The 24,872-nt window shown below is 61.8% G+C and carries 18 protein-coding genes; 7 read left to right on the forward strand and 11 right to left on the reverse strand.

Going from position 1 to position 24,872, the window contains the following annotated elements:
• Positions 1-509, forward strand: a 509-nt coding sequence (locus DWB85_RS07015) for a transposase (protein WP_162846043.1), incomplete at its 5' end; no start/stop codon positions are given.
• A gap of 314 nt (positions 510-823) precedes the next feature.
• Here the strand turns inward: DWB85_RS07015 and DWB85_RS07020 are convergent.
• The 3 genes from DWB85_RS07020 to DWB85_RS07030 form a co-directional block, all read right to left on the reverse strand.
• Positions 824-2,074 carry an ATP-binding protein gene (locus DWB85_RS07020; RefSeq protein WP_117953510.1) on the reverse strand — a complete coding sequence of 417 codons (1,251 nt, stop codon included), beginning with the start codon at positions 2,072-2,074 and terminating at the stop codon, positions 824-826.
• Positions 2,075-2,287: 213 nt separating this feature from the next.
• Positions 2,288-2,701 (reverse strand): integrase core domain-containing protein, encoded by a 414-nt coding sequence (locus DWB85_RS19645; protein ID WP_117953511.1) that lies wholly within the window; start codon positions 2,699-2,701, stop codon positions 2,288-2,290.
• 36 nt (positions 2,702-2,737) lie between these two features.
• The gene (locus DWB85_RS07030; RefSeq protein WP_117953512.1) at positions 2,738-3,190 is read right to left on the reverse strand and encodes an RDD family protein; all 453 of its coding nucleotides are present in this window, start codon (positions 3,188-3,190) and stop codon (positions 2,738-2,740) included.
• A 290-nt stretch (positions 3,191-3,480) separates the two neighbouring features.
• Here DWB85_RS07030 and DWB85_RS07035 point away from each other — a divergent pair, with 290 nt between their 5' ends.
• The 3 genes from DWB85_RS07035 to DWB85_RS07045 all read left to right on the forward strand — a co-directional run bounded on the left by DWB85_RS07035 (position 3,481) and on the right by DWB85_RS07045 (position 9,928).
• On the forward strand, positions 3,481-6,978 hold the full coding sequence (locus DWB85_RS07035; protein ID WP_205422680.1) for an indolepyruvate ferredoxin oxidoreductase family protein: 3,498 nt from the start codon (positions 3,481-3,483) through the stop codon (positions 6,976-6,978).
• Between the two features lie 168 nt (positions 6,979-7,146).
• The gene (locus tag DWB85_RS07040; protein ID WP_239017247.1) at positions 7,147-8,988 is read left to right on the forward strand and encodes a DUF3604 domain-containing protein; all 1,842 of its coding nucleotides are present in this window, start codon (positions 7,147-7,149) and stop codon (positions 8,986-8,988) included.
• 235 nt (positions 8,989-9,223) lie between these two features.
• Positions 9,224-9,928: a Crp/Fnr family transcriptional regulator gene (locus DWB85_RS07045; protein WP_117953515.1), complete on the forward strand. Its 705-nt coding sequence runs from the start codon at positions 9,224-9,226 to the stop codon at positions 9,926-9,928.
• 39 nt (positions 9,929-9,967) lie between these two features.
• Here DWB85_RS07045 and DWB85_RS07050 read toward each other — a convergent pair whose 3' ends face one another.
• The 5 genes from DWB85_RS07050 to DWB85_RS07070 form a co-directional block, all read right to left on the reverse strand.
• Positions 9,968-11,620, reverse strand: coding sequence for an AMP-binding protein (locus tag DWB85_RS07050; protein WP_239017248.1), 1,653 nt, complete (start codon positions 11,618-11,620; stop codon positions 9,968-9,970).
• A 253-nt stretch (positions 11,621-11,873) separates the two neighbouring features.
• A complete protein-coding gene (locus tag DWB85_RS07055) occupies positions 11,874-12,539 on the reverse strand; it encodes a glutathione S-transferase family protein (RefSeq protein WP_117953516.1) in 666 nt (221 codons plus the stop codon).
• A 121-nt stretch (positions 12,540-12,660) separates the two neighbouring features.
• Positions 12,661-14,205: a WS/DGAT/MGAT family O-acyltransferase gene (locus tag DWB85_RS07060; RefSeq protein ID WP_117953517.1), complete on the reverse strand. Its 1,545-nt coding sequence runs from the start codon at positions 14,203-14,205 to the stop codon at positions 12,661-12,663.
• A gap of 47 nt (positions 14,206-14,252) precedes the next feature.
• Positions 14,253-16,454, reverse strand: a complete 2,202-nt coding sequence (locus tag DWB85_RS07065; RefSeq protein WP_117953518.1) for a PQQ-dependent dehydrogenase, methanol/ethanol family — start codon at positions 16,452-16,454, stop codon at positions 14,253-14,255.
• 106 nt (positions 16,455-16,560) lie between these two features.
• Positions 16,561-18,132, reverse strand: coding sequence for an arylsulfatase (locus tag DWB85_RS07070; RefSeq protein ID WP_117953519.1), 1,572 nt, complete (start codon positions 18,130-18,132; stop codon positions 16,561-16,563).
• 249 nt (positions 18,133-18,381) lie between these two features.
• On the opposite strand from DWB85_RS07070, the gene DWB85_RS07075 reads away from it, so the two are divergent.
• Positions 18,382-19,821: an aldehyde dehydrogenase family protein gene (locus DWB85_RS07075; protein WP_117953520.1), complete on the forward strand. Its 1,440-nt coding sequence runs from the start codon at positions 18,382-18,384 to the stop codon at positions 19,819-19,821.
• The gene (locus DWB85_RS07080) at positions 19,818-20,585 is read left to right on the forward strand and encodes an SDR family NAD(P)-dependent oxidoreductase (RefSeq protein WP_239017249.1); all 768 of its coding nucleotides are present in this window, start codon (positions 19,818-19,820) and stop codon (positions 20,583-20,585) included. Before DWB85_RS07075 ends, DWB85_RS07080 begins: the two co-directional genes overlap by 4 nt.
• An 84-nt stretch (positions 20,586-20,669) precedes the next feature.
• Here DWB85_RS07080 and DWB85_RS07085 read toward each other — a convergent pair whose 3' ends face one another.
• From DWB85_RS07085 to DWB85_RS07095, 3 genes are all read right to left on the reverse strand, one after another.
• Positions 20,670-21,446, reverse strand: a complete 777-nt coding sequence (locus DWB85_RS07085; protein WP_117953522.1) for an acetoin reductase — start codon at positions 21,444-21,446, stop codon at positions 20,670-20,672.
• Positions 21,447-21,514: 68 nt separating this feature from the next.
• On the reverse strand, positions 21,515-22,555 hold the full coding sequence (locus tag DWB85_RS07090) for a zinc-dependent alcohol dehydrogenase (RefSeq protein WP_162846044.1): 1,041 nt from the start codon (positions 22,553-22,555) through the stop codon (positions 21,515-21,517).
• Between the two features lie 201 nt (positions 22,556-22,756).
• Positions 22,757-23,764: an AraC family transcriptional regulator gene (locus DWB85_RS07095; protein WP_117953524.1), complete on the reverse strand. Its 1,008-nt coding sequence runs from the start codon at positions 23,762-23,764 to the stop codon at positions 22,757-22,759.
• 136 nt (positions 23,765-23,900) lie between these two features.
• Between DWB85_RS07095 and DWB85_RS07100 the strand changes: the two genes are divergently transcribed.
• Positions 23,901-24,869: a thiamine pyrophosphate-dependent dehydrogenase E1 component subunit alpha gene (locus DWB85_RS07100; protein WP_117953525.1), complete on the forward strand. Its 969-nt coding sequence runs from the start codon at positions 23,901-23,903 to the stop codon at positions 24,867-24,869.
• The last annotated feature ends 3 nt before the right edge of the window (positions 24,870-24,872 follow it).

The raw sequence follows: 24,872 nt of genomic DNA on the forward strand, positions 1-24,872 counted from the left end.
AGTATCTCGGCAAAGGCGTTGACCAGGTGCGCCGCGATGAGCACCGCCTGCTGCTCAAAGCCGGTGATCCGCAGCTGAAAGGCACCAAATACCAGTGGCTGCGGAGTCCGGACAACATGAGTTGGCACCAACGACGTGCCTTTACCTCGCTGCGCAACTCCACGTTGAAAACGGCTCGTGCCTGGGCAATGAAAGACTTTGCGGCGCAGCTGTGGCACTACAAGCACCGGACGTGGGCGATGAAGGGCTGGAAACGCCTGATCAACTGGATGTCTCGCAGTCGCCTGGCGCCGATGAAGAAAGTGGCAGCTACGCTGAAGAAGCACCTGTGGGGCATTATCAACGCCGTTGTTCTCAATGCCGATAACAGTCATGCCGAGAGCATCAACAGCCGAATCAAGACGGTAAAGACGCGAGCGCGAGGGTTCCGCAACAAGCAACGATTCCGCGATGCCATCTACTTCCATCTCGGCGGCCTACAGTTGTATCCGGCTGGAGTTCGTCAATGATTACCCACCATGATTGGTGAAGACCCACAAAGAAAGGCATCAAGGCGCCTTCGGTGTGGGACAGTTTCGTATAGAGGTGGCCCCATTTAATGGAATCGTCAATGAACAAACGTAAAAGCGTGGCGCCCTTGCCGATATTCGCGACGGCTTCGCAAGCGCGGATATGCTTGAGCCGGTATTGCTGGCGCTCAGTGAGGGGGTTCTACTGGGTACTACTCATGGTGCGGCTCCTGTCAGTGGTGACTGACAGGGTGCAGGCCGTCTCGGTTCAGATGAAGGGCGTGGTTAACTTGGCGCTTACGTTGTATGCGTACTTAAACCCCCAGCGCGCCAACTGGCACGACAGCCACACCATCCTCGCGACGGTAGCCGTACCCCGCGCCGATAATGACTCCGAGCAGCGCGGGCTCACCACATTTACGTGTATCCACCCGATCGGCAAATTTCAGCAGGTTGCTGGCCGCGTCATCAACGTGTCCGGTACCCAGCTTGATTTCCAGTGCGGCCCAGCGGCCGTCGGCTGTTTCAATGATGGCATCGACTTCCAGGCCCGTGTTGTCCCGGTAATGGAGCACCCTGGCGTCGTTCGCCTGTGCATAAACACGGAGGTCTCTCACCACCATGGATTCGAACAGCAGGCCCAGCAGGTTCATGTCCTTTAGAAGGCGTTCCGGCGTGGCCCGCAGAGCCGCCACGGCCAGCGAGGGATCGACAAAATGCCGTTTGGCGGCGCTGCGCAGGATGGATCTCGATCGTAGATGCGGCGCCCAGGCTGGTTGATCTTCGATAATCATCAATCGCTCCAGCGCATCGAGATATCCGCGCACGGTCTCGTCTTCCAGCGCACCGTCGGAACCTCCAGCATCGGTCGCGAGTGACCGGGTCGCCACCGGTGTGGCCACGTTGCGGGCAAGGGACTGGGTAACACGCGTCACCTTGAAGGGGTCGCGCCTGCCTCCGTCCAGACGATTGATGTCCACGCGAGTGATCTCTTCCATGTAATCCCGCGCCCGTTGCAGCGCCTGCCTGACGTCCAGTACCTGATGCGCCGGCCAGCCCCCCACGGCGATTCTTTCAACAATATCGCCGATCGAGAGGCCGGGATCCGGGCAATGCTCGAACAGGCCAGAGAGACAATTGCCCAGCGATGCAACGCCGCTGGCATGGCCGGTTTCAAAAAGTGACATCGGACGCAAGCGCAGGCGGGTTAGACGCCCGGCACCTGTATGTCGTGTGATATCGTCTGCTGGTACGGCAGACCCCGTCAGGATGAATTGACCCGGCAGACCGCGCTCGTCCACGGTGCGGCGTATATGATTCCAGATCGCCGGCTCTATCTGCCATTCATCGATTAGTCGTGGAGTCTTGCCCTCGAGCACCAGCTTTGGCTCGATGGCGAGTGCCTGCCTGGCGTTATCGTCGATATCCAGCAGTACCTCGCTGGCTGCGAGCTGGCGTGCGGTCTCTGTTTTACCACAGGCCTTTGGACCCTCTATGACCACTGCGCCCGTAGATGTGAGCCTCGTGGCAAGCTCCGCGTCGGCGATCCTGGCTCGATAAGTCATGTTTAGTGTCCACTGGCGAGATACGGACGATTATATTGCTTTTATACGTAAATATGTAACACATTTATTCGTTAAAATATAATATTTATAATCGGTAAATTGTAATGTGATCACAGGCCAGAAATGCAGGGTGATTAATCCCTGAGTGGATATTCGCAATCGGATTGTATTTCCAGGCAGCGAGGTGCAGGCTGTGGCTGGCGAAATCGTAATTCAAGCAGCCACTGGTAGTTGAAAAAGACCACGGCAATGTCTGTCCCATAGATAATTGGTGAGATCAACGACCTTGTCGTTACCTGAAGAATCAGGCGTAACGCCATGTTGGCTCGAATGACACCGATGTTCGTTGTAGTAGCGTTGGTAGTCTCTAAGCTTGTTCTCCAGATCAGTCACAGTCCAGAAAAAGGCCTGGTCCAGTAGTTCTCTCCTGATGCTGCCGATTAAACGCTCAACAAATGGATGAGACATCGTTTCATGTGGCAGTGACCTGATCGCTTCGATATCCAGCACGCGCCGGACGGTGTCCTTGTCCAGATCCAGTCCGAATGCCAGGTTTATCTGCTGGGCAATTCGCGGATAACCGAATCGTGGATTTCGTTGTTTCATTTCAACGACGGCTTCGATCACTTCTGTGGAAGGAGAGCAGTGTAGAAGGCTTGATAATCACTGTTCGCCGAATCTAACCGTTTCTTTACCCGTTTGGCGTACGACGACTGTTCCCGCCAGCTTGTCGTGGAATCCTTGTTTGCGCTTATCGATACCCACCCAGATTATGCCGAGCATCAGCGGCAAGATGGAAACGTAATAACCGAGGTATCGGCCGATGGCCTTGGGGGTAGAGATGGCTTGCCCTGTGTTGGCATCAACCACTCTCAACCGCAGAGCCAGCTTTCCGGGAGTGCCCATAAATTTGACCCAGAACCAAACGGTGGCGACCGCGGGTAGGATGTACTGCAGCAGGATGTCCCAGAATCCTTTCACCGCCGTTTGATCGGTCCAGTAGGCTGCGCCATATATTAACGTTAGCGGTATTACACAGACGATGACTAACAGGAGTGTATCTATCAGTGCGGCCGCAACTCTGATCCAGAACCCAGCGTATTCTTGTTCTTCCATGAGGCTATCTCTCCTTGGTTGGTGCGCGCCGCCGATAATGTACCACGCATGTAGGCAGAAATCGTAGCAGCTCGTCAGCGGTAAATGATATCGCTCAAACTATATTGATCTTGCCTGGCTTGTGGCAGCGCCCCTTCCCATCGACCTTTTCTCGCACCGGTTTTTGCAGGCCGACTACACTACCTGACAGCCCCCTGCATTTGCCCCAACTGTCAACAGCTTGACAGTATTCCGGCGCCTGGCGGGCGACGATAGTCTGGTTCGATTCCCTGGTCTAAATGGTGCTGAATATGGCAGAGCAAACCGCGGCAAGTGCGTCCGTCTCCCTTGACGACAAGTTCGAGATCACTCATGGGCGAATCTTCATCAACGGCAACCAGGCGTTGGTGCGCCTGCCGCTTATCCAGCAGGAGCTGGACCGGCAGCAGGGCCTGAACACCGCTGGCTACCTGACCGGCTATCGCGGGTCGCCCCTGGGGGGGCTGGACGCCACCCTGTGGCGGGAGCAGCGTCGGCTCGAGGCCCACAACATCGTGTTCCAGCCGGGCATGAACGAGGACCTGGCCGCCACCGCTGTCTGGGGCACCCAGCAGCTGGCGGGGGTCGAGAACCCCAAGTACGACGGGGTATTCTCCTACTGGTATGGCAAGGGCCCCGGCGTCGACCGCTCCGGCGACCCGCTCAAGCACGGCAACTACAACGGCACCAACCGCAACGGCGGGGTACTGGTGCTGTATGGCGATGACCATCCGGGCAAGTCGTCCACTATCGCCCACCAGAGCGAGCAGGCGCTGGCGGCGAACAGCATTCCCTCCCTGTATCCCGCCAGCGTGGCCGAGTTCATCGAGTTCGGCCTGTACGGCTGGGCCCTGTCGCGTTATTGCGGCCTGTGGGTCGGCTTCAAGACCGTGAACGAGACGGTGGAACAGACTGCCACCGTCGATATCGACCTCGACAAGCTCAAGTTCGACTGGCCGGAGCGGGGCGAGCTGCCGGTGAATACGGTGAACATCGAGAACGACCAGTACCTGCTGCCGGTCATCAGCTACGAACTCAACCTCAACCGCTATCGCCTGCCCCTGCTGCACCGCTTCGTGCGCGCCAACCCGATCGACAAGACCCCGGTGGTCAGTTCCCGCCGCAAGCTGGGGATCGTCACCGCCGGCAAGGCCTACACGGACGTGGTGCAGGCACTGCAGCTGCTGGGTATCGATGAGCAGCGCGCCGAAGCGCTGGGGCTGTCGGTGTACAAGGTGGGCCTGATCTGGCCGCTCGAGCCCGAGGGCCTCAAGGCATTCGCCGCCGGTCATGAGGAGTTACTCTTCATCGAGGAGAAGCGCGCCTTCATGGAGCCGCAGGCGGCGAGCATTCTGTTCAATGAAGCCGAGCGGCCACGGATTATTGGCAAGGTGGACGAGGCTGGCGCATCGCTGTTGCCCGTCGACGAACAACTGGAGCCCCGGGACGTGGCGCGCGTTATCGCCGGGCGCCTGCGTCGCTGCGGCAGTGGCGACGCGGCCCTGGATGCCCGCCTGGACCTCTTCGGTGACAGCGCCGGGGAGGCATCCTCCACGGCACCCGCTGCGGTGCGCGGCCCCTATTTCTGTTCCGGCTGTCCGCACAACACCTCCACCCGGGTCCCGGAGGGCAGCGTTGCCATGGCTGGTATCGGCTGTCATACCATGGCAGCGGTGTACCGCCCCGATACCGTGGCGCCGGCGCATATGGGCGGCGAGGGGGCGCAGTGGTCCGGGCTGCAGCACTTCTGCGAGCGCGATCACGTGTTCCAGAACATGGGGGACGGCACCTTCTTTCATTCGGGGCTGATGTGTGTGCGCAACTCAGTCGCTACCGGGGCCAACATCACCTACAAGATCCTCTACAACGACGCCGTGGCCATGACCGGCGGCCAGCCGGTGGACGGCCAGATTTCCGTCGCCGACATGGCCAGGCAGGTCCTGGCCGAGCGCATCAGGGGCCTGGCGCTGGTCAGTGACGACCCGGCCAAGTTCCGCTCCGGCGACCTGCCTGCCGGTGTGGAGGTGTATCACCGGGACGAGCTGGACCACGTGCAGAAGACCATGCGCAAGATTCCCGGCACCACGGTCATCATCTACGAGCAGACCTGCGCGGCCGAGAAACGCCGGCGGCGCAAGCGCGGCACCTATCCGGACCCGGCCCAGCGGCTGTTCATCAACCAGGAGGTGTGCGAGGGCTGCGGCGACTGCTCGAAGCAGTCCACCTGCGTCAGTCTCGAACCCGTGGAAACCAGCAGGGGCACCAAACGTGCCATCGACCAGAGCTCCTGTAACAAGGACTACAGCTGCAAGAAGGGCTTCTGTCCCTCCTTCGTCACGGTGCGCGGCGGCAGCCTGCGCAAGGCGAAAGCCGCCTCCCTCGACGACAGCCTGTTCGCGGCGCTGCCGGCGCCCCGGCCCTGCGCGTTGGACGGCGCCTACGGGGTCATGGTGGCTGGCATCGGCGGCACCGGGGTGATCACCGTCAGCGCGGTGCTGGGCATGGCCGCCCACATCGACGGCAAGGCGGCCTCCATTTTCGATATGACCGGTCTGTCGCAGAAAAACGGCGCCGTGTTCAGCCACCTGAAAATTGCCACCGATCCCGGGCAACTGGGCGCCCAGAAGCTCGGCCTGGGGGACGCCCAGCTGCTGATGGGCTTCGACCTGGTGGCATCGGTGGCCGATGACGCCTTCCGCAGCGTGGGCCCGGCAACCCGGGTCATCGGCAACAGCAAGGTCACCCAGACCGTGCTGTTCCAGCTGATTCCGGGGACCCGGGTGGATGATTCACTGCTGGTACAGCGCCTCAACGGCGCGGTGGGCAGCGACAATGCCCACTATGTGGATGCCACCGGCATTGCCCGGGCCATCCTCGGTGACTCCATCGGTACCAACATGTTCATGGTCGGCTATGCCTCCCAGCAGGGCATGCTGCCCCTGTCACCGGAGGCGATCCGTCAGGCCATCGCCCTGAACGGCACCGCGGTGGCCTTCAACCAGCGCGCCTTTGAGCTCGGCCGGCTCTGCGCCCATGACCCGCAGGCGCTGGTTCCCTATCTGCCGCAGGCGCGACAGGAAGCGAGCCTGCCGACGACGCTGGAGGCGGCCCGTTCCGCGGGCATCGAGCTGTTGACCCAGTACCAGAACGCCGCCTACGCAGAGCGCTTCAGCGCGCTGGTGGACCGGGTTGCCCGGGCGGAGCGCGCCCTTGCCCCGGAGTCGGAGCAGCTGGCCGTGGCCACGGCCAACAGTATGGCCAAGCTGATGGCCTACAAGGACGAATACGAGGTGGCGCGCTTTTACAGCGATCCGAAGTTCATGGAGCGCCTGAGCTCTGTGTTCGAGGGCGACTTCGAACTGCGCTTTAACCTGGCGCCACCCCTGCTGTCGGGCAAGGATCCCAACACCGGGCTGCCGGTGAAGCGGGAGTACGGCGGCTGGATGATGAAGGTGTTCCCGCTGTTGGCGAAATTCAAGTTCCTGCGGGGTACCGCTCTGGACCCCTTCGGCTACCTCGCCGAACGTCGGGCGGAGCGCCAGCTGATCGAGGATTTCGAACAGCTGATGGAGCGGGTGATTGCGCAGCTGAACAGCGGGAATCTCCCGGTGGCCCTGCAGCTGGCCGCGTCCCCCATGGAAATCAAGGGTTACGGGCACGTCAAGGACGAGGCCATCGACAGCGTCAGGCGGCAGCAGGAGGATCTGTGGCAGCGGATGAGCGGGCAAGCCGAGATCGTACAATTGGTCGATCCCGCGGGCGCGGCCTGAGGCTTGAGAGACACGGCTCTGGACAGCTAAGCGGGGGGGGCAAACGCGCTCTATCGGTATTCAGGGTAGTGAGGCCGGCTGCGGCATAGCTCGATGCCGTACCTCTGCTACCCGCCCAATGCTGGCAACTAAACAAAACGACAATTAACCAGAAAAAGGAAAACAGCTATGCCCTGCAACTACTGGATAGGAATGAGCGCGCTCACCGCGACCCTGCTTTGCGCGCCCGGGGCGCTCGCCGCGGAGGCGGCGGGGACGCAGCTCTACTGGGGCGATACCCACCTGCACACCAGCAATTCATTCGACGTCTACCTGTTCAATACACCGACATCTACGCCGGACACTGCGCTGCGCTTCGCCCGCGGCCTGCCGGTGGTGAGCCCGACCACCCAGACTCGCTGGCAACTCAGCGTGCCCCTGGACTTTGCCGTGGTGTCCGACCACGCGGAGCTGTTGGGGTCGATCCCGCGGATGTTTCGCGGTGACGAGGATATCGTCGGCACCAAAGCCGGCAGTGCCCTGCGCAAACTCGGGGGTGAGGAAAGCGAGGAGGAACTGCAGGCTATCTACGACGAGGTGGTGAGCGTGGGCAGTGGTCTGGGTTCGAAGCTCGGCCTGACCCCGGGCGACCTGATCGCCGGCCTGCACGCCGGCGACAAGCGTCGGCCCGCCTGGGAAGCCAATATCGACACCGTGGAGCACCACAATACGCCGGGCGAGTTCACCGCGTTTATTGGCTGGGAGTGGAGCGCCCAGCCAAAAGCCGGCAACCTGCACCGGGTGGTCTTCACGCCCCAGGGGGGCGACGTGGCGCGGCAGTTCCTGCCCTACAGCTCCCTGGAGAGTGGTGATCCACGGGACCTCTGGGCCTGGCTGGAGGAGACCCAGCAACGCACCGGGGCGGATTTCGTCGCCATACCCCACAACGGCAACATCAGCATGGGGCAGATGTTCCCGCTGGTGGACCAGGACGGTGATCCACTGGATGCAGAATACGCCCGCGCCCGGGAGAAGTGGGAGCGGGTGATAGAGATCACCCAGATCAAGGGCGACAGTGAGACCCATCCGCTGCTGTCACCGACCGACGAGTTCGCTGATTTCGAGACCTTTCCTTTCGTGTTGACCCCGGACGGCCGCACCCCGGACCCCACCGAGGGCGACTACGTGCGCGCGGCTTTCAAGCGGGGGCTGGCCTGGGAGGAGCAGTTGGGCGTCAATCCCTTCAAGGCCGGGGTGATCGGCAGCACCGACAGTCATACGGGAATGAGTGCGGCCGAGGAAGATAACTTCGCCGGCAAGGGCCAGCACGATTCCCGCCCTGGGCTGCGCCCCAAGTTGACCGGCATCGGCGGCTCCCGGGGCTGGGATATGGGCGCTGCGGGCTACGCCGCTGTGTGGGCCACGGAAAACTCCCGCCAGGCGATCTTCGAGGCCTTCCAGCGCCGCGAGGTGTACGCGACCACCGGACCGCGGATTACCCTGCGTTTCTTCGGCGGCTTCGCCTTTGAGCAGGCCGACACCCGGGCCCGGGACCTGGCCGGCACGGGCTACCGCAAGGGTGTCCCCATGGGCGGCGACCTGGCGGGCAGCGATGACCAGGCACCGGGATTCCTGGTGGCCGCGTTCAAGGACCCCAACGGCGCCAATCTCGACCGGGTGCAGATCGTCAAGGGCTGGCTGCGGGAGGACGGTACAACTGCTGAAAAAGTCTATGACGTGGCCCTGTCCGACGGGCGCGCCGACGGTGCGGTGATGGTGGGCAACACGGTGGACCTCGAGACCGGCAGCTACAGCAACAGCATCGGCGCCAGCGACTTCACGGTCTTGTGGAAGGATCCCGATTTCGATCCGGCGCAGCGCGCTTTCTATTATGCGCGGGTACTGGAGATTCCGACCCCGCGCCACTCGCTGCTGGACGCTATTGCCCTGGGCCTCGACGTCGCCGAGACCGGCCACCCCGCGACCATACAGGAGCGGGTCTACAGTTCGCCGATCTGGTACACGCCCTGAGCAAGCGGCGCTGCGCGCCCCAGCGCCGAGGCTGCGCGCCGCCACCTTCACAGCCAGCACCAGCGGCATTACCGATATTTCAGGCAGCGGACGGCGGCCACCCGGCGCCTGCTTTTCCATGATTTTTTCCTGATCGATTCTCCTGCTACACTGGCCGGCGGCCCCAAGGGCATTGCCAGTGCCCTGGCAGAAAAACCATAAATGACAGGAAATACAGTTATCAGGTAGAGAACCTATGGCGTCTATCTCACCCCCCGCCGACAACTGGATCTCCCGCTTGTCCCCGGCCCTGCGCGAAGAAATCACAGCAAGCATGACCATCAGGGATTATGCCGATAAGGACCTGATTTACCGCAGTGGTGAACCCGGTGAAGAGATTTTCCAGGTCGTCAGCGGCTATGTCCGGATGTATACCCTGACGGCGGAAGGCAAGGAGCTCGTTTACACTATCTTCGAGCCCGGCTGTTGTTTTGGCGAGATGAGCCTGATCGACAACCTGCCGCGCTTTCACATGGCGCAGGCCTTTGGCGAGGTGCGCCTCGCGGTGTTGTCACGGGCGGATTTCGACAGGTTCTGGGCGTCACACCCGGAGGTCTCGCAGGAACTGTGCCGGTTTTTCGTGATGCGGGAACGGCGCATCTTCCAGATTTATGACCAGAGTAGCCTGGATCCGCTGCCGGTCAAAATTACCCACCGCCTGTTGTCACTGGCCGATACCATCGGCGAGGAGCGGGCCGACGGGATCCATTTCGACATGCGTATCACCCAGGAAGACATCGGGTTTATGGTCGCCGCATCGCGGCAGTCGGTGAACAAGGTGCTGGGACTGTGGCGGCAACAGGGGCTGATCAAAATTGAATACGGCAACCTGGTCATTACGGATGTTGGCAAATTGCGCGAGCTGGCGGCAACGGCGATGACGGCTTACCACCCGGTCTAGGCCCAGGCCGGCCAGCGCAATCAGGCTCTGGCCGGCCCTTCAGTCGTCCCATTCCACCACTACAGTGCCTGTGACCGCCGCCTGGTTCGCCAGTTCTGCCGCTCGCGTTCCGAAGCGTTCCTCAACCTCGTTCCGGCGTATTTTCAGGGTCGGGGTCAACATGGTATTTTCAATCGTCCAGGGTTCCCGGGTGATGATCACGGCCCCTATGCGGGCGTGTTTTTCCACCTCCGCATTGATGCCGGCGATATGTTGTTGCAGGCCCGCAGTGACCTCGGCGGGATCCAGCTCCCTGGCCACCTCTGACAGTACGCAGACAATCACTGTTTTCGAGTAGCCGCGACCGAGCAGGCAGAGTTGCTCGGTCCATTCATTGGCGGCAAAGGCGCTTTCGATGGGGGCAGGGGCGACGAATTTTCCCTGAATGGTCTTGAAGTAGTCCTTGACTCTGCCGGTGAGATAGAGGAAACCATCCGCGTCGATACGTGCCCTGTCTCCGGTGTGGACCCAGCCATCGCGAAAGGTTTCACTGCTTTGTTCCGGCATTTTGTAGTAGCCGATCGCCGCGCCCTCTGCCTTGAAGGCCAGCTCACCTTCCTCGGTAATTTTCATTTCCACATCGGGTGGCACCCGGCCGATTGAGCCAATACGCCGCGACACGGATGTATTGAGGCTGACGGCCATGATCTCTGTCTGGCCAAAGCCCTCCATCAATGGCAGACCGAGCTCCTCGAACCAGGCGATCAGGGCCGGCGGTGTGGGGGCAGCGGCCGTGAGCATGTAATCCGCCTGATCCAGGCCCAGGGTCTGGCGAACGGCCAGCGAGGTGCCTTCCCTGTCCTGCTGCAGTGCCTGGTCGAGGGCGGTCCGGGAGCCAAACTGGGCGAGCACTTTCTGCTGCAACTGTTCCCAGACGCGCGGCGCCCCGAAAAAGAAATTAGGCCGGGTATCGGTCATGTCGCGAATGAGGGTCGCCGCGGATTCGTTAAAGGTCACGGAGCCGTTCTGCAGGATTGACTGCACCATCACCAGTTGTCGCTCGGCGATGTGCGACAGCGGCAGGTAGGAGAGGAATCGCGGGTTTCTCCTGACCTCGGTGTACTTGCATATCCGCTGCATGGGGACAGTCAGCGAGTCGTGGGTTTGCATGACGCCCTTGGGCGCCCCGGTGGTGCCCGAGGTAAAGACAATGGACACCAGGTCGGCGGGTGCCGGCTGGTTAGCCGGCTGCGCCGTACCGGCCTCGCTGATGATTTGCTCCCAGGGAATATGCGCTGCGTCAATGCTCACTCCGGGAAGGGTAATGATATCGACCCCGTCGGGAATCACCTGTCGCACGGCGTTCCAGTTGTCCGCCTCGCCGAGTATAAGCGCGCGGGCATCGGTAAATTCCAGAATGTACTGTGCGGTATCTGCGACCAGCGTGGTGAACAGGGGAATGCTGACGTTGCCGGATGCCATCAGCGCAAGGTCTGCGAGCATCCAGTGAGCCCTGTTGCGGGATAACAGGGCGACATTCGCCTGGTTGTTGCCGTAGCGTTGCTCCAGCCAGGCCGCCGCCGCGTTGATCTCGTCCCTCGCCTGGGTCCAGGTCCATTCTTCGAACACCTCGCCCTGGCGGTCACGCAGCCATACCGCATCGGGATTGCGCGCACATGCTTTGTCCAGGTATCCCATCATTGATTTGTGCATTATTTCAACTCCAACTCCACATCATCGCCTGTCGCGGTCTGCCAGCGCCCAGGTCGTCCCCGGCCCGATCTGCGTACTGACCTTAAGGTTTGCTGAATTATGCCCGAGCCGCCGGGAGGAGAATGTCAATTAAACGACAGCAAATGGCGGCCGGCGCTCCGGGAACCCACCAAGTTGTTGCAATGTATGAATCCCGGTGTGCCCGAACACCGCCTGCGCAGGGATGACGGAATTGTAAGTTTCCGGACGGGCCCTAGCTGCCGTAGCGTTGCCTGATATAGGCGAAAAACTCAGAGGCGTTTGCCTGCTTGTCGGCATCAATCTTCACCGCCGCGGGGCTTTCCGCCATCGCCGCCTCCCAGTTGGCTGCTGCCGGGATGTCGGAGAGCGCGTACCACTGCAGCTGGTTTTCGCCGACAGTGCGCACCATGCCGCTGACGTAGCGTAGATAAATATCGGCCATCGAGAATTCCGCGCCAGTTACCCAGGGATCGAATCGGCAGAGATGATCGAGGGCGGCAATCCCGCGCTGCAGGGTCTGGCGGACCTGCTCCTTGAGCGGCTCCGGCGCCTGGCGCTGCCCGAGGACGTGGGGGAGTAACTGCCGGCTCGACAGTTCCAGGTATAACTCCGACATTTTCATTATCTGGCGTACCTGTGCCCGCCGGTACGGGTCCTCGGGATAGAGCGGCCTGTCGGGGTAGGCTTCCTCCAGGTAGTCGCAGATCACGCTGGTTTCCGACAGGCTGTCGCCGTTTTCGGTGGTGATCGCCGGCACCTTGCTGGCGGGGCTGATCTGTAGCCAGTCCTCGCCGCCGCCATAGGTGAGATCTTCCCTGAAGGGTATATCCTTGTACAGCAGTGCGTGTTTGACGATGTTGTAATAGTTGCTGTAGGGAAATCCGTGCAGAGTCAGCATATTTTTTCTCCTGGTAAATGCCGGTGCTGTTCGAGCCAGTGATTGTCGTGCCAGTAACGGCGGCAGCTGCCGCGAGAAACGGCGAACCAAGGGTAGTGCGTATACATTGCCCCGGTGGCAGCTATTTTTTCCGGCCGCTTCCCGCCTTGCTTTTTGTCGGCGCCCTGGACTTCGATTTTACCCGGGCTTTGGCTTTGGGTGTGGCTTTGGTTTTGCGCTTTGCGCCGCCTGTGGCCCTGGACTTGCCCGGACTGGCTTTCAGCCCGGCCATCTCCTCCAGTTCCTGCAGTGCATCCTCGAGGTAGTCAATCATTCGCTGCACGTGGGGAACGCTGCGCCGGCAGGCGATAATGCCGAAGTCCAGATTCTGGTTGTATCCCACCAGGGTTACGTTCATGGCGAAGCCATCAAAAACAATGGATGCGGGGTACATGCCCTGTAATGCAGCGCCATGCCAGTACAGCTGCTCGCGCGGGCCGGGCACATTGGATATTACCGTGCTGAATGAAGGAAACCGCGCAGCCATGCCCAGCACCGTGGTCAGCACGGTGGGTACCTGGACGAACTGCAGAAAAATCTCGGCCTCCCGCTGCGACATACTGTTTATGAACTTCTTGCCCGCTTGCACCGATTCCTGGATCACCCGCAGCCGACGCTCCGGTGAGCGGATGTTTGTGGCCAGGTCGGCAGTGATGAAGCCGACAGCGTTGGCGGATTCAATATCGCTTTCCGACCGCAACGACACCGGCACCATGGCCTTGAGGGGCAGTTTGGGCAGCTCATTCTGGTCGATGAGATAGCGCCGGAATGCACCTGAGCACATGGCCAGTACCACATCGTTCAGGGTTCCGTTCACTGCCTTCGACACCGCCTTGACCCGTGCGATGGGCCAGGACTGGGCGACAAAGCGGCGGGAGCCGCTGACCTTGGTGTTGATCGAGGTGTGCGGCACATTGCGCCATGGCACCGTCAGCTCACTGTTGCCGACACCGAACAGCGCTCCGCCAAAACTCTTCAGCGCGCCCAGCACATTGGCCGTGGTGTCGAACTGGCTACGGAACAGCTCGGAAACCGAGCGCAGTTCCTGGTCGGTAGGTGCCACCGGCTTTTTCGGCGTGCCGAGTCCGGTTGCGTCTCTGTAGCGTTCAAACATGGAGAGCGAGAGGGGCGAATCGAAGGCTTTTGCATTCGGGTCGGTCGAGCACATGGCCCGGGTCATATGCATCGCCCCGACGCCGTCGATGGCGGCGTGATGTAGCTTCTGGTAGATGGCGAACTGCCGGTTCTCCAGGCCCTCTATCAGATGAATCTCCCACAGCGGCCGGGTGCGGTCGAGCAGTGTGGCATGCAGCCGGGAGACCAGCGCGAACAACTCGCGATAGCGGCCGGGTTTGGGCAGCGCAGAGTGGCGAATGTGGTAGTCCAGGTCGAGATCCTTGTCCTCTTCCCAGTACATCTGCCCGGGCAGTCGCCCCGGTACCGCTATCTCACCAAAGGGCTTGCGAAAATCCCTTGCGTTGTAGAGGATCTCCTTCAACTCGGCGAAGTACTCCCGCTCGTTGACTCCCCGGGGGAGAGAAAAGAGGTTGATGCCCCCCACGTGCTGGGGGGCCTCTCGTTTTTCGGCCAGCAGGAAACCGGCGTCAGTGGCTGGGATACGTCTCATGGTGCTACCCCCTCAAAGCGGGATGTTGCTGTGGTTGGACTTTGCGTTCACTCTGCCGCCTGCATTTCGTCACGGGTTTCGTGGGCCCGGTGGATAAGGTAGGCGTGAATCGCCTCCGCGTCCTGGGCGTCGAGGCGGTCAGCGAATCCCGCCATGCCCCGTTCATGCCGCAGACCGCCCAGCACGATAGCCAGGAACTGTTCGTGCGTCTCCGGGCTCATGAAGCGCAGGTCGGGAATACTGCTGCCGGAGACCGCGCGGTCGCCATGGCAGAAGTGGCAGTAATTGACGAAGGTCTCGTGACCTTCCTCAATGGTTGCAGCATCGGCGGTGAGCGGCGGTGGCTGCGGCAGGCGCAACTGTTGCGGCTCGGGTACTGGCAGCGCCTGCTCGCCGTCCAGGCTGAAGACCAGCAGCCGACTGTTGTTGCTGCTGCCCGCAAGGGTGCTGCCGGCAGCGCGGCCGGCAATTTCGCCGAAGGCAACCAGGGCGCCGCCCCAGCCGGACACTACGGCCACATACTGCTTGCCATCGATGCTGTAGGTGATGGGCGCGGCGACGATGCCGGTATGGGCGGGGCTGGACCACAACTGTTCGCCGGTATCGGCCCGATAGGCGACAAATTCACCATCGGCATTGCCCTGGAACAGGAGATTACCGGCAGTGCTCAGCATGCCGCCGTTCCACAGGGTGGTGTGGGGTACGCGCCATGCCTCTTTCTGCTTGACCGGATCCCAGGCGGTGATAAAACCGGTAAACTCCGCCAGTACCTTGGTTCGCAGTTCGGGGTCGTCCGGCGTTACTGCCGGCATCAGGTCCAGCCCGGTGTTCCAGGCGCCGGGTTTGAACGCGAAGTTTTCATCGTGGGCGTAATTCATCAGGCCCTGGTGGGCGGGGATGTAGACCAGCCCGGTAAGGGGGCTGTAACTCATCGGGTGCCAGTTATGTCCGCCCTGGGTATTGGGGTAGAGGAGGACCGGTTCGCCCTTGTCGTAGCGGGCGTTCTCGGTCTCTACCGGGCGTCCGGTAGCCAGGTCCACATGGCTGGCCCAGGTGACCTTGGTGTATTTCTCGGCGGAGACCAGTTTGCCGTTGGCACGGTCGATCACGTAGAAAAAGCCGTTTTTCGGCGCCTGCATGATCACCTGGCGGGTTTTACCGTCGATTTCGATATCCGCGAGGATCATGTGCTGGGTGGCAGTGTAGTCCCAGCTCTCACCCGGTGTCGTCTGGTAGTGCCAGACATACTCGCCGGTATCGGGCCGCACGGCGACTATCGATGACAGGAACAGGTTGTCACCGCCGCCGGGACTGCGGACCAGCCTGTTCCAGGGGGCGCCATTGCCCACGCCGAAGTAGAGCAGGTCCAGTTCCGGATCGTAAGCCATGGAGTCCCACACGGTGCCGCCCCCGCCGATCTCCCAGTAGCTGTCGCCGGTCCAGGTGGCGGCGGCCTTTTCCAGAATGGGGTTCTCGAAGGGCTTGTCCGGATCGCCGGGGACGGTATAAAAACGCCAGGCGAGCTCGCCACTCTCGGCGTCGTAGGCGCTGATGTAGCCGCGTACCCCCAATTCCGAGCCGCCATTGCCGATCAGCACCTTGCCCTTGACCACGCGGGGCGCGCCGGTGATGGAGTAGGGTTTGTCCCTGGGGGTGGTCTGTATGTCCCACAACTCACTGCCGGTCCCGGCATCCAGCGCCACCAGGCGGCCGTCGATGGTGCCCACGTACACGCGGCCCTGCCAGACGGCGACCCCGCGATTGACCGCGTCGCAACACAGGTTGACCATCCAGGCCTTCGGTACTTCCGGATCGTAGTGCCAGAGCAATTCGCCGCTGCGCGCATCAAAGGCGTAGACCATGCTCCAGGAACTGGTGGTATAGATCACGCCATCGACAAACAGGGGCGTCGCCTCCATACCCCTGTTGGTGGGGAAATCAAAGTACCAGTCCAGTCCCAGCTGATCGACATTGGTGTCGTTGATCATCTTGAGAGGGCTGAAGCGCTGCTCGTCATAGGTCCTGCCGTGGGACAGCCATTGTCCCGGTTCCTTGTCTGCCTCGGTTATGCGTTCACCGGTGACCGCGGCATAGGCAGTGGCGGTGCTCTCCTTCGTGGTCGGCGGGGCGCTGGGGGCGACACTGGTCGTTGCCGGTTCCTGCTGGCAGCCAGCCAGCACAGCGGACAGTAACAGCGCGGTGCCCAGCCTGGTGGCGACACCGCAGTTCGCGCGTGGTGCAGAATTCATACAAACCTCATCTATTTATTCAAATTGGTAAATACGCCCCTGTCGCGGGGCGTGCAATGGGTCAGAGTGACAGTATAGGTCGCTACTATACCGCCGCCAGTGTCGCCTATTCCTGGCGCATGTACTTCTCGACCACCTGGTCGATGGTAAAGCTGGCCGGGCGCTGGCGCGGCGGGAATTCCTTGAAGGTCATCAGGAACTCCTGGACTTTGACCACTGCCGGGCGGGCGTAGATGCCGATCTTGCGCATCATCCAGTCCTCGTAGTGGTTGGAGTCCGTGTCGGCGCGCTCAAAGGGGTCGCGCCGCAGGTTGAACAGTTTTGGAATACGCAGGGAGACAAAAGGTTCGCGCCAGACCTTGAACTGGCGGGCGCGCTGTTCGGCGAATACCATCTTCCAGTCGCCGCTACGTAGCGCCACCAGGCCCCCGTCATCGCTGAAGTAGAAGAAGTCCTCGCGCGGCCCGGAGGCGGTTTCACCGGTCAGGTGGGGCAGGAAATTGTAGCCATCCAGGTGAACCCTGAAGCGCTTGTCGCCCGCGCGGTGCCCCTCGAGCAGGTCCTGCTTGATAGTCGGCTGCCCGGCAGCGGCCATCAGCGTGGGAACCCAGTCCAGGTGCGACATGATGGTGTTGGATACCCCGCCGGCAGCTATCTTCTCGGGCCAGCGCACCATGGCCGGTACCCGGAAGCCGCCTTCCCAGTTGGTATTTTTTTCACTGCGGAAGGGGGTGATGGCGGCGTCAGGCCACTGGTTGAAATGCGGGCCGTTGTCGGTCGAGTAGAACACGATGGTATTGTCGGCGATGCCCAGGTCGTCCAGTTTTTGCAGCAGTTGCCCGACATGGCCGTCGTGTTCCAGCATGGCATCATTGTAGAAACCCTGGCCGGAGGCGCCCAGTTGGGAATCCTTGACGTGGGTGTAGTAGTGCATCCGGGTCGAATTGAACCAGACAAAAAACGGTTTGTTCTCACTGTGGGCCTTGTCGATGAACTTCAGGCTGGCGGCGAGGAACTCCTCATCGACGGTTTCCATGCGCTTTTTGGTCAGGGGGCCCGAATCTTCAATACGACCGTCCGCATAGCTGCGAATGACGCCCCGGGGTCCAAAGCGCTTGTGGAATTCGGGATCCCTGGGGTAATCGGGATCTTCCGGCTCCTCTTCCGCGTTCAGGTGGTACAGGTTGCCGAAAAACTCGTCGAAGCCGTGGTTGGTAGGAAGAAACTCGTCGCGGTCGCCCAGGTGGTTCTTGCCGAACTGGCCGGTTGCGTATCCCAGTGGCTTCAGCAGCTCCGCCAGGGTCGGGTCCTCGGGTTGCAGGCCGATATCCGCCCCCGGTACTCCCACCTTGGTCAGCCCGGTGCGCACCGGGTGTTGTCCGGTGATAAAGGCCGAGCGTCCGGCAGTGCAGCTCTGCTCGCCGTAGTAGTCGGTGAAGACCAACCCTTCCTCGGCAATGCGGTCAATATTGGGCGTGTGGTAGCCCATGGCCCCGCGGCTGTAATTGCTGATGTTGGTAATACCGATGTCGTCACCCCAGATCACCAGAATATTCGGCTTGTTTGCCGCCAGCGTGGCGGCGGCAGGGGCAAGCAATACGGCCAGCAGCACGGTTTTTATCGCTGGCAGTCGCCAGCGAGGAAGGTTGCAAAAAGAGAACGATAGTTTGTCTGACATTGTTTTATAGCCTTTTGCTTCGCTTATAGGTATGTCACAGGACGTTGGAGCTACCGTACCACGGCGCAACTCAACGCACTGATCGAAGTGTACGCTACCATGGGGCCAGCCGGGGCACTGTCAAAGGGGTGACAGTCTGGCCAGATTAGTGCGCGTAAGTTGTCGCCTTGTTGACATTCACGGCATGTTCACTGTGGCAGTATGGGTCTGTTTACATAACGACAATTGGTATCGGAGGCAGAGAGTAATATGCGCAACTATCAGAAATTTTATATTGACGGTCAGTGGGTGACACCTGAGGGAGCGATTGAGCTGGATGTCATCAATCCCTGCACGGAAGAGCGTGCCGGCGTCATTGCGCTGGGCAATGAGGCCCACGTCAACCAGGCGGTCGCGGCGGCCAGGGCGGCCTTTCCCGCCTGGTCACGCACCACCCGCGAGGAGCGCGTGGAAGTGCTCCAGCGCATTTGCAGCATCTATGAGCGACGCCTGCAGGAGATGGCCGAGGCCATCACTGACGAGATGGGCGCGCCGCTGACGAACGTGTCGCTAACCATGCAGGCGCCCGCTGGTCTCGGTCATTTCATGACGACCACGGAAATCCTGCAGAACTTCGAATTCGAGAAAACCATGGGCACTACCACCGTGGTGCACGAGCCTGCGGGCGTGTGCGCCCTGATCACGCCCTGGAACTGGCCGATCAACCAGATTGCCTGCAAGGTGGCCCCGGCGCTGGCGGCGGGCTGTACCATGGTGCTGAAGCCCAGCGAAGTCGCGCCATTTTCCGCCTACCTCATGGCTGAGATTATCGATGAAGCCGGCGTGCCGCCGGGTGTGTTCAATCTGGTCAACGGCGACGGCCCGGGTGTGGGTTCACCACTGACCGCCCATCCCGATATCGATTTTGTCTCCTTTACCGGCTCGACCCGGGCCGGGACGATGATATCCAAGGCCGCGGCTGACACCGTCAAGGGCGTCGCCCTCGAACTGGGGGGCAAATCGGCCAATATCATTCTCGACGATGCCGACCTCGAACAAGCGGTCACCCACGGTGTAAGTACCATGATGCTGAATTCCGGGCAGAGCTGTAACGCCCCCTCCCGGATGTTGGTGCCCGCATCCAGGCTGGAGGAGGCGGAGGCCATCGCCGGCGCCATCTGCGGCCAGATCGTAGTGGGCGACACCAGGGACGAGGCCACGACCATGGGGCCGCTGGCCAGTAAAGTGCATTTCGACAAGGTGCAGGGCCTGATAAAGACCGGAATCGAGGAGGGCGCAAAGCTGGTGTGCGGTGGCCCCGGGCTGCCGGACAGTGTCCAGCGTGGTTATTTCACCCAGCCGACGGTGTTCAGCGCCGTCAACAACCAGATGACGATCGCCCGCGAGGAAATCTTCGGTCCGGTGCTCTGCATGATCCCCTATGAAACCGAAGAAGACGCCGTCGATATCGCCAATGACACGCTGTTTGGCCTGTCAGGCTACGTGTTTGGCGGCGACAAAGAGCGGGTTCGCGCCGTCGCGCGGCGGCTGCGCACCGGTAATGTCCATCTCAACGGCGCCGGGCCGGACTTCCAGGCCCCGTTCGGCGGTTACCGCCAATCCGGTGTCGGTCGCGAATGGGGGATATACGGCTTTGAGGAATTCCTCGAAGTGAAAGCTATCCTCGGCGACAGGGAGGCAGAAGCTTGAACAATCAACTCTTCGCGATGAACGGCCATGTGGCCATGGTCACTGGCGGGGGAACGGGCCTGGGCCGGCGCTTTGCCGCGGTACTGGCCCAGGCCGGTGCCACGGTAATCCTGTGCGGCCGCCGTGTCGACAAACTGGAGGAAACCGCCGCCGCTATCCGGGAGCGGAATGGCGAGGCTCATTGCATCGCGATGGACGTGGCCGATGCCGACAGTGTGACCGGGGCTTTTGCCCAGGCGCTGGAAATCGGCCCCGTTTCGGTGTTGCTCAACAACGCCGGCGTGGCCTCCGAGCCGATGCTGCTCGACCTGCCGGAAGAGACCTGGGACACGGTGATGGACATTAACCTGAAAGGTGCCTGGCTGGTGGCCCGCGCGGCGGCCAGGCAAATGATCGATGCCGGTAGCGGCGGCTCCATCGTCAACATCTCATCGATTCTGGGTTCCAGTGTGCAGAAGGGCACCGGCGCCTATGCGGCTGCCAAAGCCGGCCTGTTGCACCTCAATCGCGCCATGGCGCTGGAGTGGGCGCGCTACAGCATCAGGGTGAATGCCATTGCCCCGGGGTACTACCATACTGATATAGCGGGGGATTATCTCGACTCCGATTCCGGCAGGCAGATGCTCAGGCGCATCCCCCAGCGACGGCTCGGCAGTCCGGAAGAACTGGACGGGGTTCTACTGTTGTTGGCATCGAATGCATTGAGCTATATGACCGGTTCCGTGGTCACCGTCGATGGGGGGCTGTCGCTGTCCATCATATGACAGGATTACTGCGACGTAATTGCCAGCCCCCGGGGAGGCTGGCCAAACCGGTATGACAGCCGGACGCCGGAGCGGGCATGGCCGCTAGATCATCACCATGCCGCCATCGGTCAGGATGCATTGCCCGGTGATGTAGTCCGCATCGTCCGAGGCGAGGAAGGAGACCAGCCGGGCCACGTCCTCTGGCGTCTGCACCCGTCCCAGGGCGATGCCTTCCAGCGCTTGCTGGAACATGTCGCCCGGGGGAATACCCAGTACTTCCGATGCCCGGCTGTCAATAATGTCCCACATGCCGGTATCGACGATGCCCGGGCAGTAGGCGTTGACGGTAATGCCGTGGGCGGCGAATTCCCGGGCCATCACCTGGGTGAGAGCCCGCACGCAGAATTTTGAGGCGCCATAGGTGCCCAGAACCGGGTGGCTGGTGTGCGATGCCGCGCTGCCGGCATTGATGATCCGGCCGCCGTTGCCCTGGGCAATCATCTGTTCGGCGGCTGCCTGGGCGCACCAGAGCAACCCTTTCACATTGATATCGAACAGGCGATCAAAATCCGACTCGGTAATCGCCAGGATGGGGTCCACCTGCACGATGCCGGCGTTGGACACCAGCACATCCAGCCTGCCGAGATCCGCCACGGTTCTGGCCACCATGGCGAACACCTGGTCACGGTCGCTGACATCTGCCGGCACCGCCACGCTCTCGGTGCCAGCCGCCCGCAGCGCCTCCGCCGCCGCCTCGGCGCCTGCCACACTGATGTCGTTAATGGCCAGGGCGAAGCCGTCGTCCGCCAGCCGTTCCGCGATAGCCCGGCCGATGCCTGTTGCTGCCCCGGTAACCAGGGCTGTTTTTCTGTCTGTCATAAGCAACCTTCTTTACTGTCAAAATCCGAACGCCTGATCGTTGCAGCCGCCCGTGCTGAATACCAGACTCAGGGCTTGATGACCGCCTTGAGCGTGGTCCTGGTGTTGATCTGTGCCTCGAACGCCTCGCCAGCTTGCGCCAGATCATAGCGGTGGGTGATCAGCGGCTTGCGGTCCACCTTGCCGTCGCTGATGAGCTGCAGTGACTGCCTGACCTCCTCCTCGGTGTAGCCCAGGGTGCCAAATATGCTGATGTTCTTGGCCACCACCTGGTTAAAATCCACCTGCGGTGTGGTTTCGTACAGCGCCACCGCGATCAGCCGGCCGCTGGCCGGTTTCACAACCTCCAGCGCCTGGTTGAGGGTCTGGGGCAGGCCGGCGCACTCGATAACCACGTCGATGTTGCCGCTGGAGACCGGGCTGTACAGCACCGGCGTTTCGCCCGCCAGCGCTTTCATGGCAGCCACCAGGTCTTCCTCCTGGGCGTTGACCGTGCGTGCAGCGCCGAATTCGCGGGCCATCTGCAGGCGATTTTCCGCCACATCGCTGACAATTACTTCGCAGTCCGGGTGCAGGGCGCGAATGACCTGCAGGCAGCCCAGGCCGATCATGCCGGCGCCGATCAGCAGGATGCGCTCACCCGGCTGCGGGTCCGCGCGCTGCACTGCGGTCAGCGACACCACCAGCGGTTCCAGCGTCGCCGCTTCCTCGTAGGAGACAGCGTCGGGCAGATTGAGTACCAGCGGGTGGGGCGTGGTAATCGGTGTCACGTTACAGTACTCGGCGTAAGCGCCGATAGCGAAACCGACCACCCGATCCCCTGCCGCGATGTCCGCCACACCGGCGTCAGCGCCAATAGCGACCACCTCACCGGCGAACTCATGCCCGAACAGTACCCCGTCCTCCTGGGGCAGGGTCATCTCCTTGAACATGCCGAGCTTGTAGGTATGCAGGTCAGTGCCACAGACGCCCACGGCCTTCACCCTGACCAGCACGCCGTCGTCGCCGACAGCGGGTATGGGCACGTCCTGTACGCGCAGGTCGCGCAGGTCGTGCAGTACCGCTGCGCGCATGGTCTGTCCCGGTTTGTCCTGACTCGCGTTGGCCATCGTATGCTCCCTCGTCCTGTTCCAGTGTGCTTGGGCGCTGCGGTTTGCAGACCGCAGGCGCCGACATCTGCTGGAAGAATAGCGGGCGCCGTGACGCATTACTTGACGCAACGAGACATGTTTTTGATGTTTCGAGACGTTTGGGCGCCCGCAGGCCTGCGGTGACCCCCCGCGGCCGGCCGCTGGCCGGATCCAGGGTGATCAGTCAGACCGGGCAAGCCGCATGCGCCGGGGCGTTTGTCCGAACCAGCGCTGGCAGCTGCGGGTCAGAATGGCCTGCTCGCTGTAGCCAACCAGGCCCGCCACCTGGGACAGTGGCATGTCGGTATGGCGCAGGTAGTGGTCCACGGTCGCACGGCGAACGTCATCGCGGATCGCGTCGAAACTGGTGCCCTCCTCGTGCAGGCGCCGTTGCAGGGTGCGGGGATGCATGGCCATGGCCCGGGCGATCGCTGTCCGGCTGCAACTGCCCGTTGCCAGACTCTTGCGTACGGCGGTTTCAACGCGCGTCGTATAACGCTCATCGGCAGTCGGTGTCTGCACGTCGAGGTAGTCGGTGGCAAGACGGTGCAATTGCTCGCTACGCTGGAGCAGGGGTTTATCCAGGGTCGCGGGGGACACATACAGGGCATTGCGCCCGCTGCTGAACTGCACAGGCGCGCCGAAGTAAGCTTCGTAACGCGACGCCGGCAGCAGGGGGCCATGGGGCAGTTCTACCCGGATCAGGCGATAGTCCTCCTGCGCGAGCAGTTGGACCACGCCGTGGGAGACGCCGAGCGCCAGGTCTTCCGCCTGGCACATGGCATCATGGGGCAGGTGGGCCAGGTCGATGGCAAGCTCCAGGCGCGTGCTCCGAACCAGCTTGTCGATTCTCTGGGACAGCGCCGGACTCTGGATGAAGAGGTAGCTAGCGGCGCAGCGTATGGCATCTTCGACGCTGGCGGAGTTCTGCATGGCCAAGGCCAGCGGCCCCAGCACGCCAATATCCTGGCGCGCCGCGAGGCGCAGGCCGAAGTCGGCGATGCCCAGGCTGTCGGCAGTCCGCTCCAGCAGTTGTACCAGCTGGCGGTAGGGCAGCAGCGCGTCCTCGTGCTGCAGCAGGCCATCGGCAATACCGCACGCCCGGGTATAGCTGCGGGGATCGCCGCCGAGCTCTTTCACCAGCTCGCTGTAGCCGCGCAAACCACCGACCCGCACTTTTGCCGTCATAACCTGCCGCCCCCGAAACGCCTGTCCCCAAGTATCAAAAAACTGTCTCCCGCAGTCAAGACTGGACCGCGCCCGCGGGCTACCTTGGGCGTCGACTGTGCATAAACCGCGCAATAACACTGCCAGGAGGAATCAGATGGCGCTGAAAAAAGCCGAACTGCTTGAGGCCTATCGCCGCATGCAGACCATCCGGGAGTTCGAGGAAAACATTCACCGCGAGAATACCACCGGTGAAATCCCCGGCTTCCTGCATCTTTACAGCGGCCAGGAGGCGAACGCCGTGGCGGTCTGTATGCAGCTGGAGGACAGCGACTACATTTCCAGCAATCACCGCGGCCACGGTCACTGCCTGGCCAAGGGCGCTGATGTCGAGGGCATGATGCTGGAACTGTACGGCAAGGCGGACGGATTGTGCCGCGGTCGCGGCGGCTCCATGCATATCGCCGACGTCGCCCGGGGTATTCTCGGTGCCAACGGGATCGTCGGCGCCGGCGCACCACTGGCCACCGGGGCCGCCCTGACGGCCAAGACCCTGGGCAAGGGTGGCGTGGCGGTCAGCTTCCAGGGCGACGGTGCCTCCAACGAGGGCTACGTATTTGAGGCCATCAACATGGCGGTCATCTACCAGCTGCCCATGATCTACTACTTCGAGAACAACGGCTACGGTGAGTTCACCGGTCACGACTACGCGGTCGGCAGTGGTGACATCGCCGGCCGCGCAGCCGCCTGCGGGCTGCCGGCGGTGAAAATCGACGGCACCGATTTCTTCGCGGTGCACGAGGCCTTTGGCGAGGCGCTCGCGCGGGCGCGGGCCGGCAAGGGGCCATCGGTCATCGAGGCCCAGGCGGTGCGCTTTCACGGCCACTTCGAGGGCGACCCCCAGGCCTATCGCAGCAAGGAGGAAATGGCGGCAAGCCGCGAGCACAAAGACTGCCTGAAGATCCTGCGCGGCAAACTGGTGAAAGGCAAAAAGGCCACGGCAAAGGAGCTGGACGCCATCGATGCGGAGGTCGTGGCGCTGATCGCCCGCTGCCGCGAGGCGGCCAAGGCTGCGGCCTATCCCGAGCCAGACACCCTGACCGACAACACTTACGTCAGCTATTGAGGA

The sequence above is a fragment of the Seongchinamella sediminis genome (genome assembly GCF_003457605.1).
In the GTDB taxonomy this organism is placed as follows: domain Bacteria; phylum Pseudomonadota; class Gammaproteobacteria; order Pseudomonadales; family Halieaceae; genus Halioglobus; species Halioglobus sediminis.

Coding starts and splice junctions, on each gene's coding strand:
- DWB85_RS07035 (WP_205422680.1), top strand. CDS start 3,481: ATGGCAGAGCAAACCGCGGCAAGTGCGTCCGTCTCCCTTGACGACAAG.
- DWB85_RS07020 (WP_117953510.1), bottom strand. CDS start 2,074: ATGACTTATCGAGCCAGGATCGCCGACGCGGAGCTTGCCACGAGGCTC.
- DWB85_RS07040 (WP_239017247.1), top strand. CDS start 7,147: ATGCCCTGCAACTACTGGATAGGAATGAGCGCGCTCACCGCGACCCTG.
- DWB85_RS07085 (WP_117953522.1), bottom strand. CDS start 21,446: ATGACAGACAGAAAAACAGCCCTGGTTACCGGGGCAGCAACAGGCATC.
- DWB85_RS07070 (WP_117953519.1), bottom strand. CDS start 18,132: ATGTCAGACAAACTATCGTTCTCTTTTTGCAACCTTCCTCGCTGGCGA.
- DWB85_RS07095 (WP_117953524.1), bottom strand. CDS start 23,764: ATGACGGCAAAAGTGCGGGTCGGTGGTTTGCGCGGCTACAGCGAGCTG.
- DWB85_RS07060 (WP_117953517.1), bottom strand. CDS start 14,205: ATGAGACGTATCCCAGCCACTGACGCCGGTTTCCTGCTGGCCGAAAAA.
- DWB85_RS07065 (WP_117953518.1), bottom strand. CDS start 16,454: ATGAATTCTGCACCACGCGCGAACTGCGGTGTCGCCACCAGGCTGGGC.
- DWB85_RS07090 (WP_162846044.1), bottom strand. CDS start 22,555: ATGGCCAACGCGAGTCAGGACAAACCGGGACAGACCATGCGCGCAGCG.
- DWB85_RS07075 (WP_117953520.1), top strand. CDS start 18,382: ATGCGCAACTATCAGAAATTTTATATTGACGGTCAGTGGGTGACACCT.
- DWB85_RS07055 (WP_117953516.1), bottom strand. CDS start 12,539: ATGCTGACTCTGCACGGATTTCCCTACAGCAACTATTACAACATCGTC.
- DWB85_RS07045 (WP_117953515.1), top strand. CDS start 9,224: ATGGCGTCTATCTCACCCCCCGCCGACAACTGGATCTCCCGCTTGTCC.
- DWB85_RS07030 (WP_117953512.1), bottom strand. CDS start 3,190: ATGGAAGAACAAGAATACGCTGGGTTCTGGATCAGAGTTGCGGCCGCA.
- DWB85_RS07050 (WP_239017248.1), bottom strand. CDS start 11,620: ATGCACAAATCAATGATGGGATACCTGGACAAAGCATGTGCGCGCAAT.
- DWB85_RS07100 (WP_117953525.1), top strand. CDS start 23,901: ATGGCGCTGAAAAAAGCCGAACTGCTTGAGGCCTATCGCCGCATGCAG.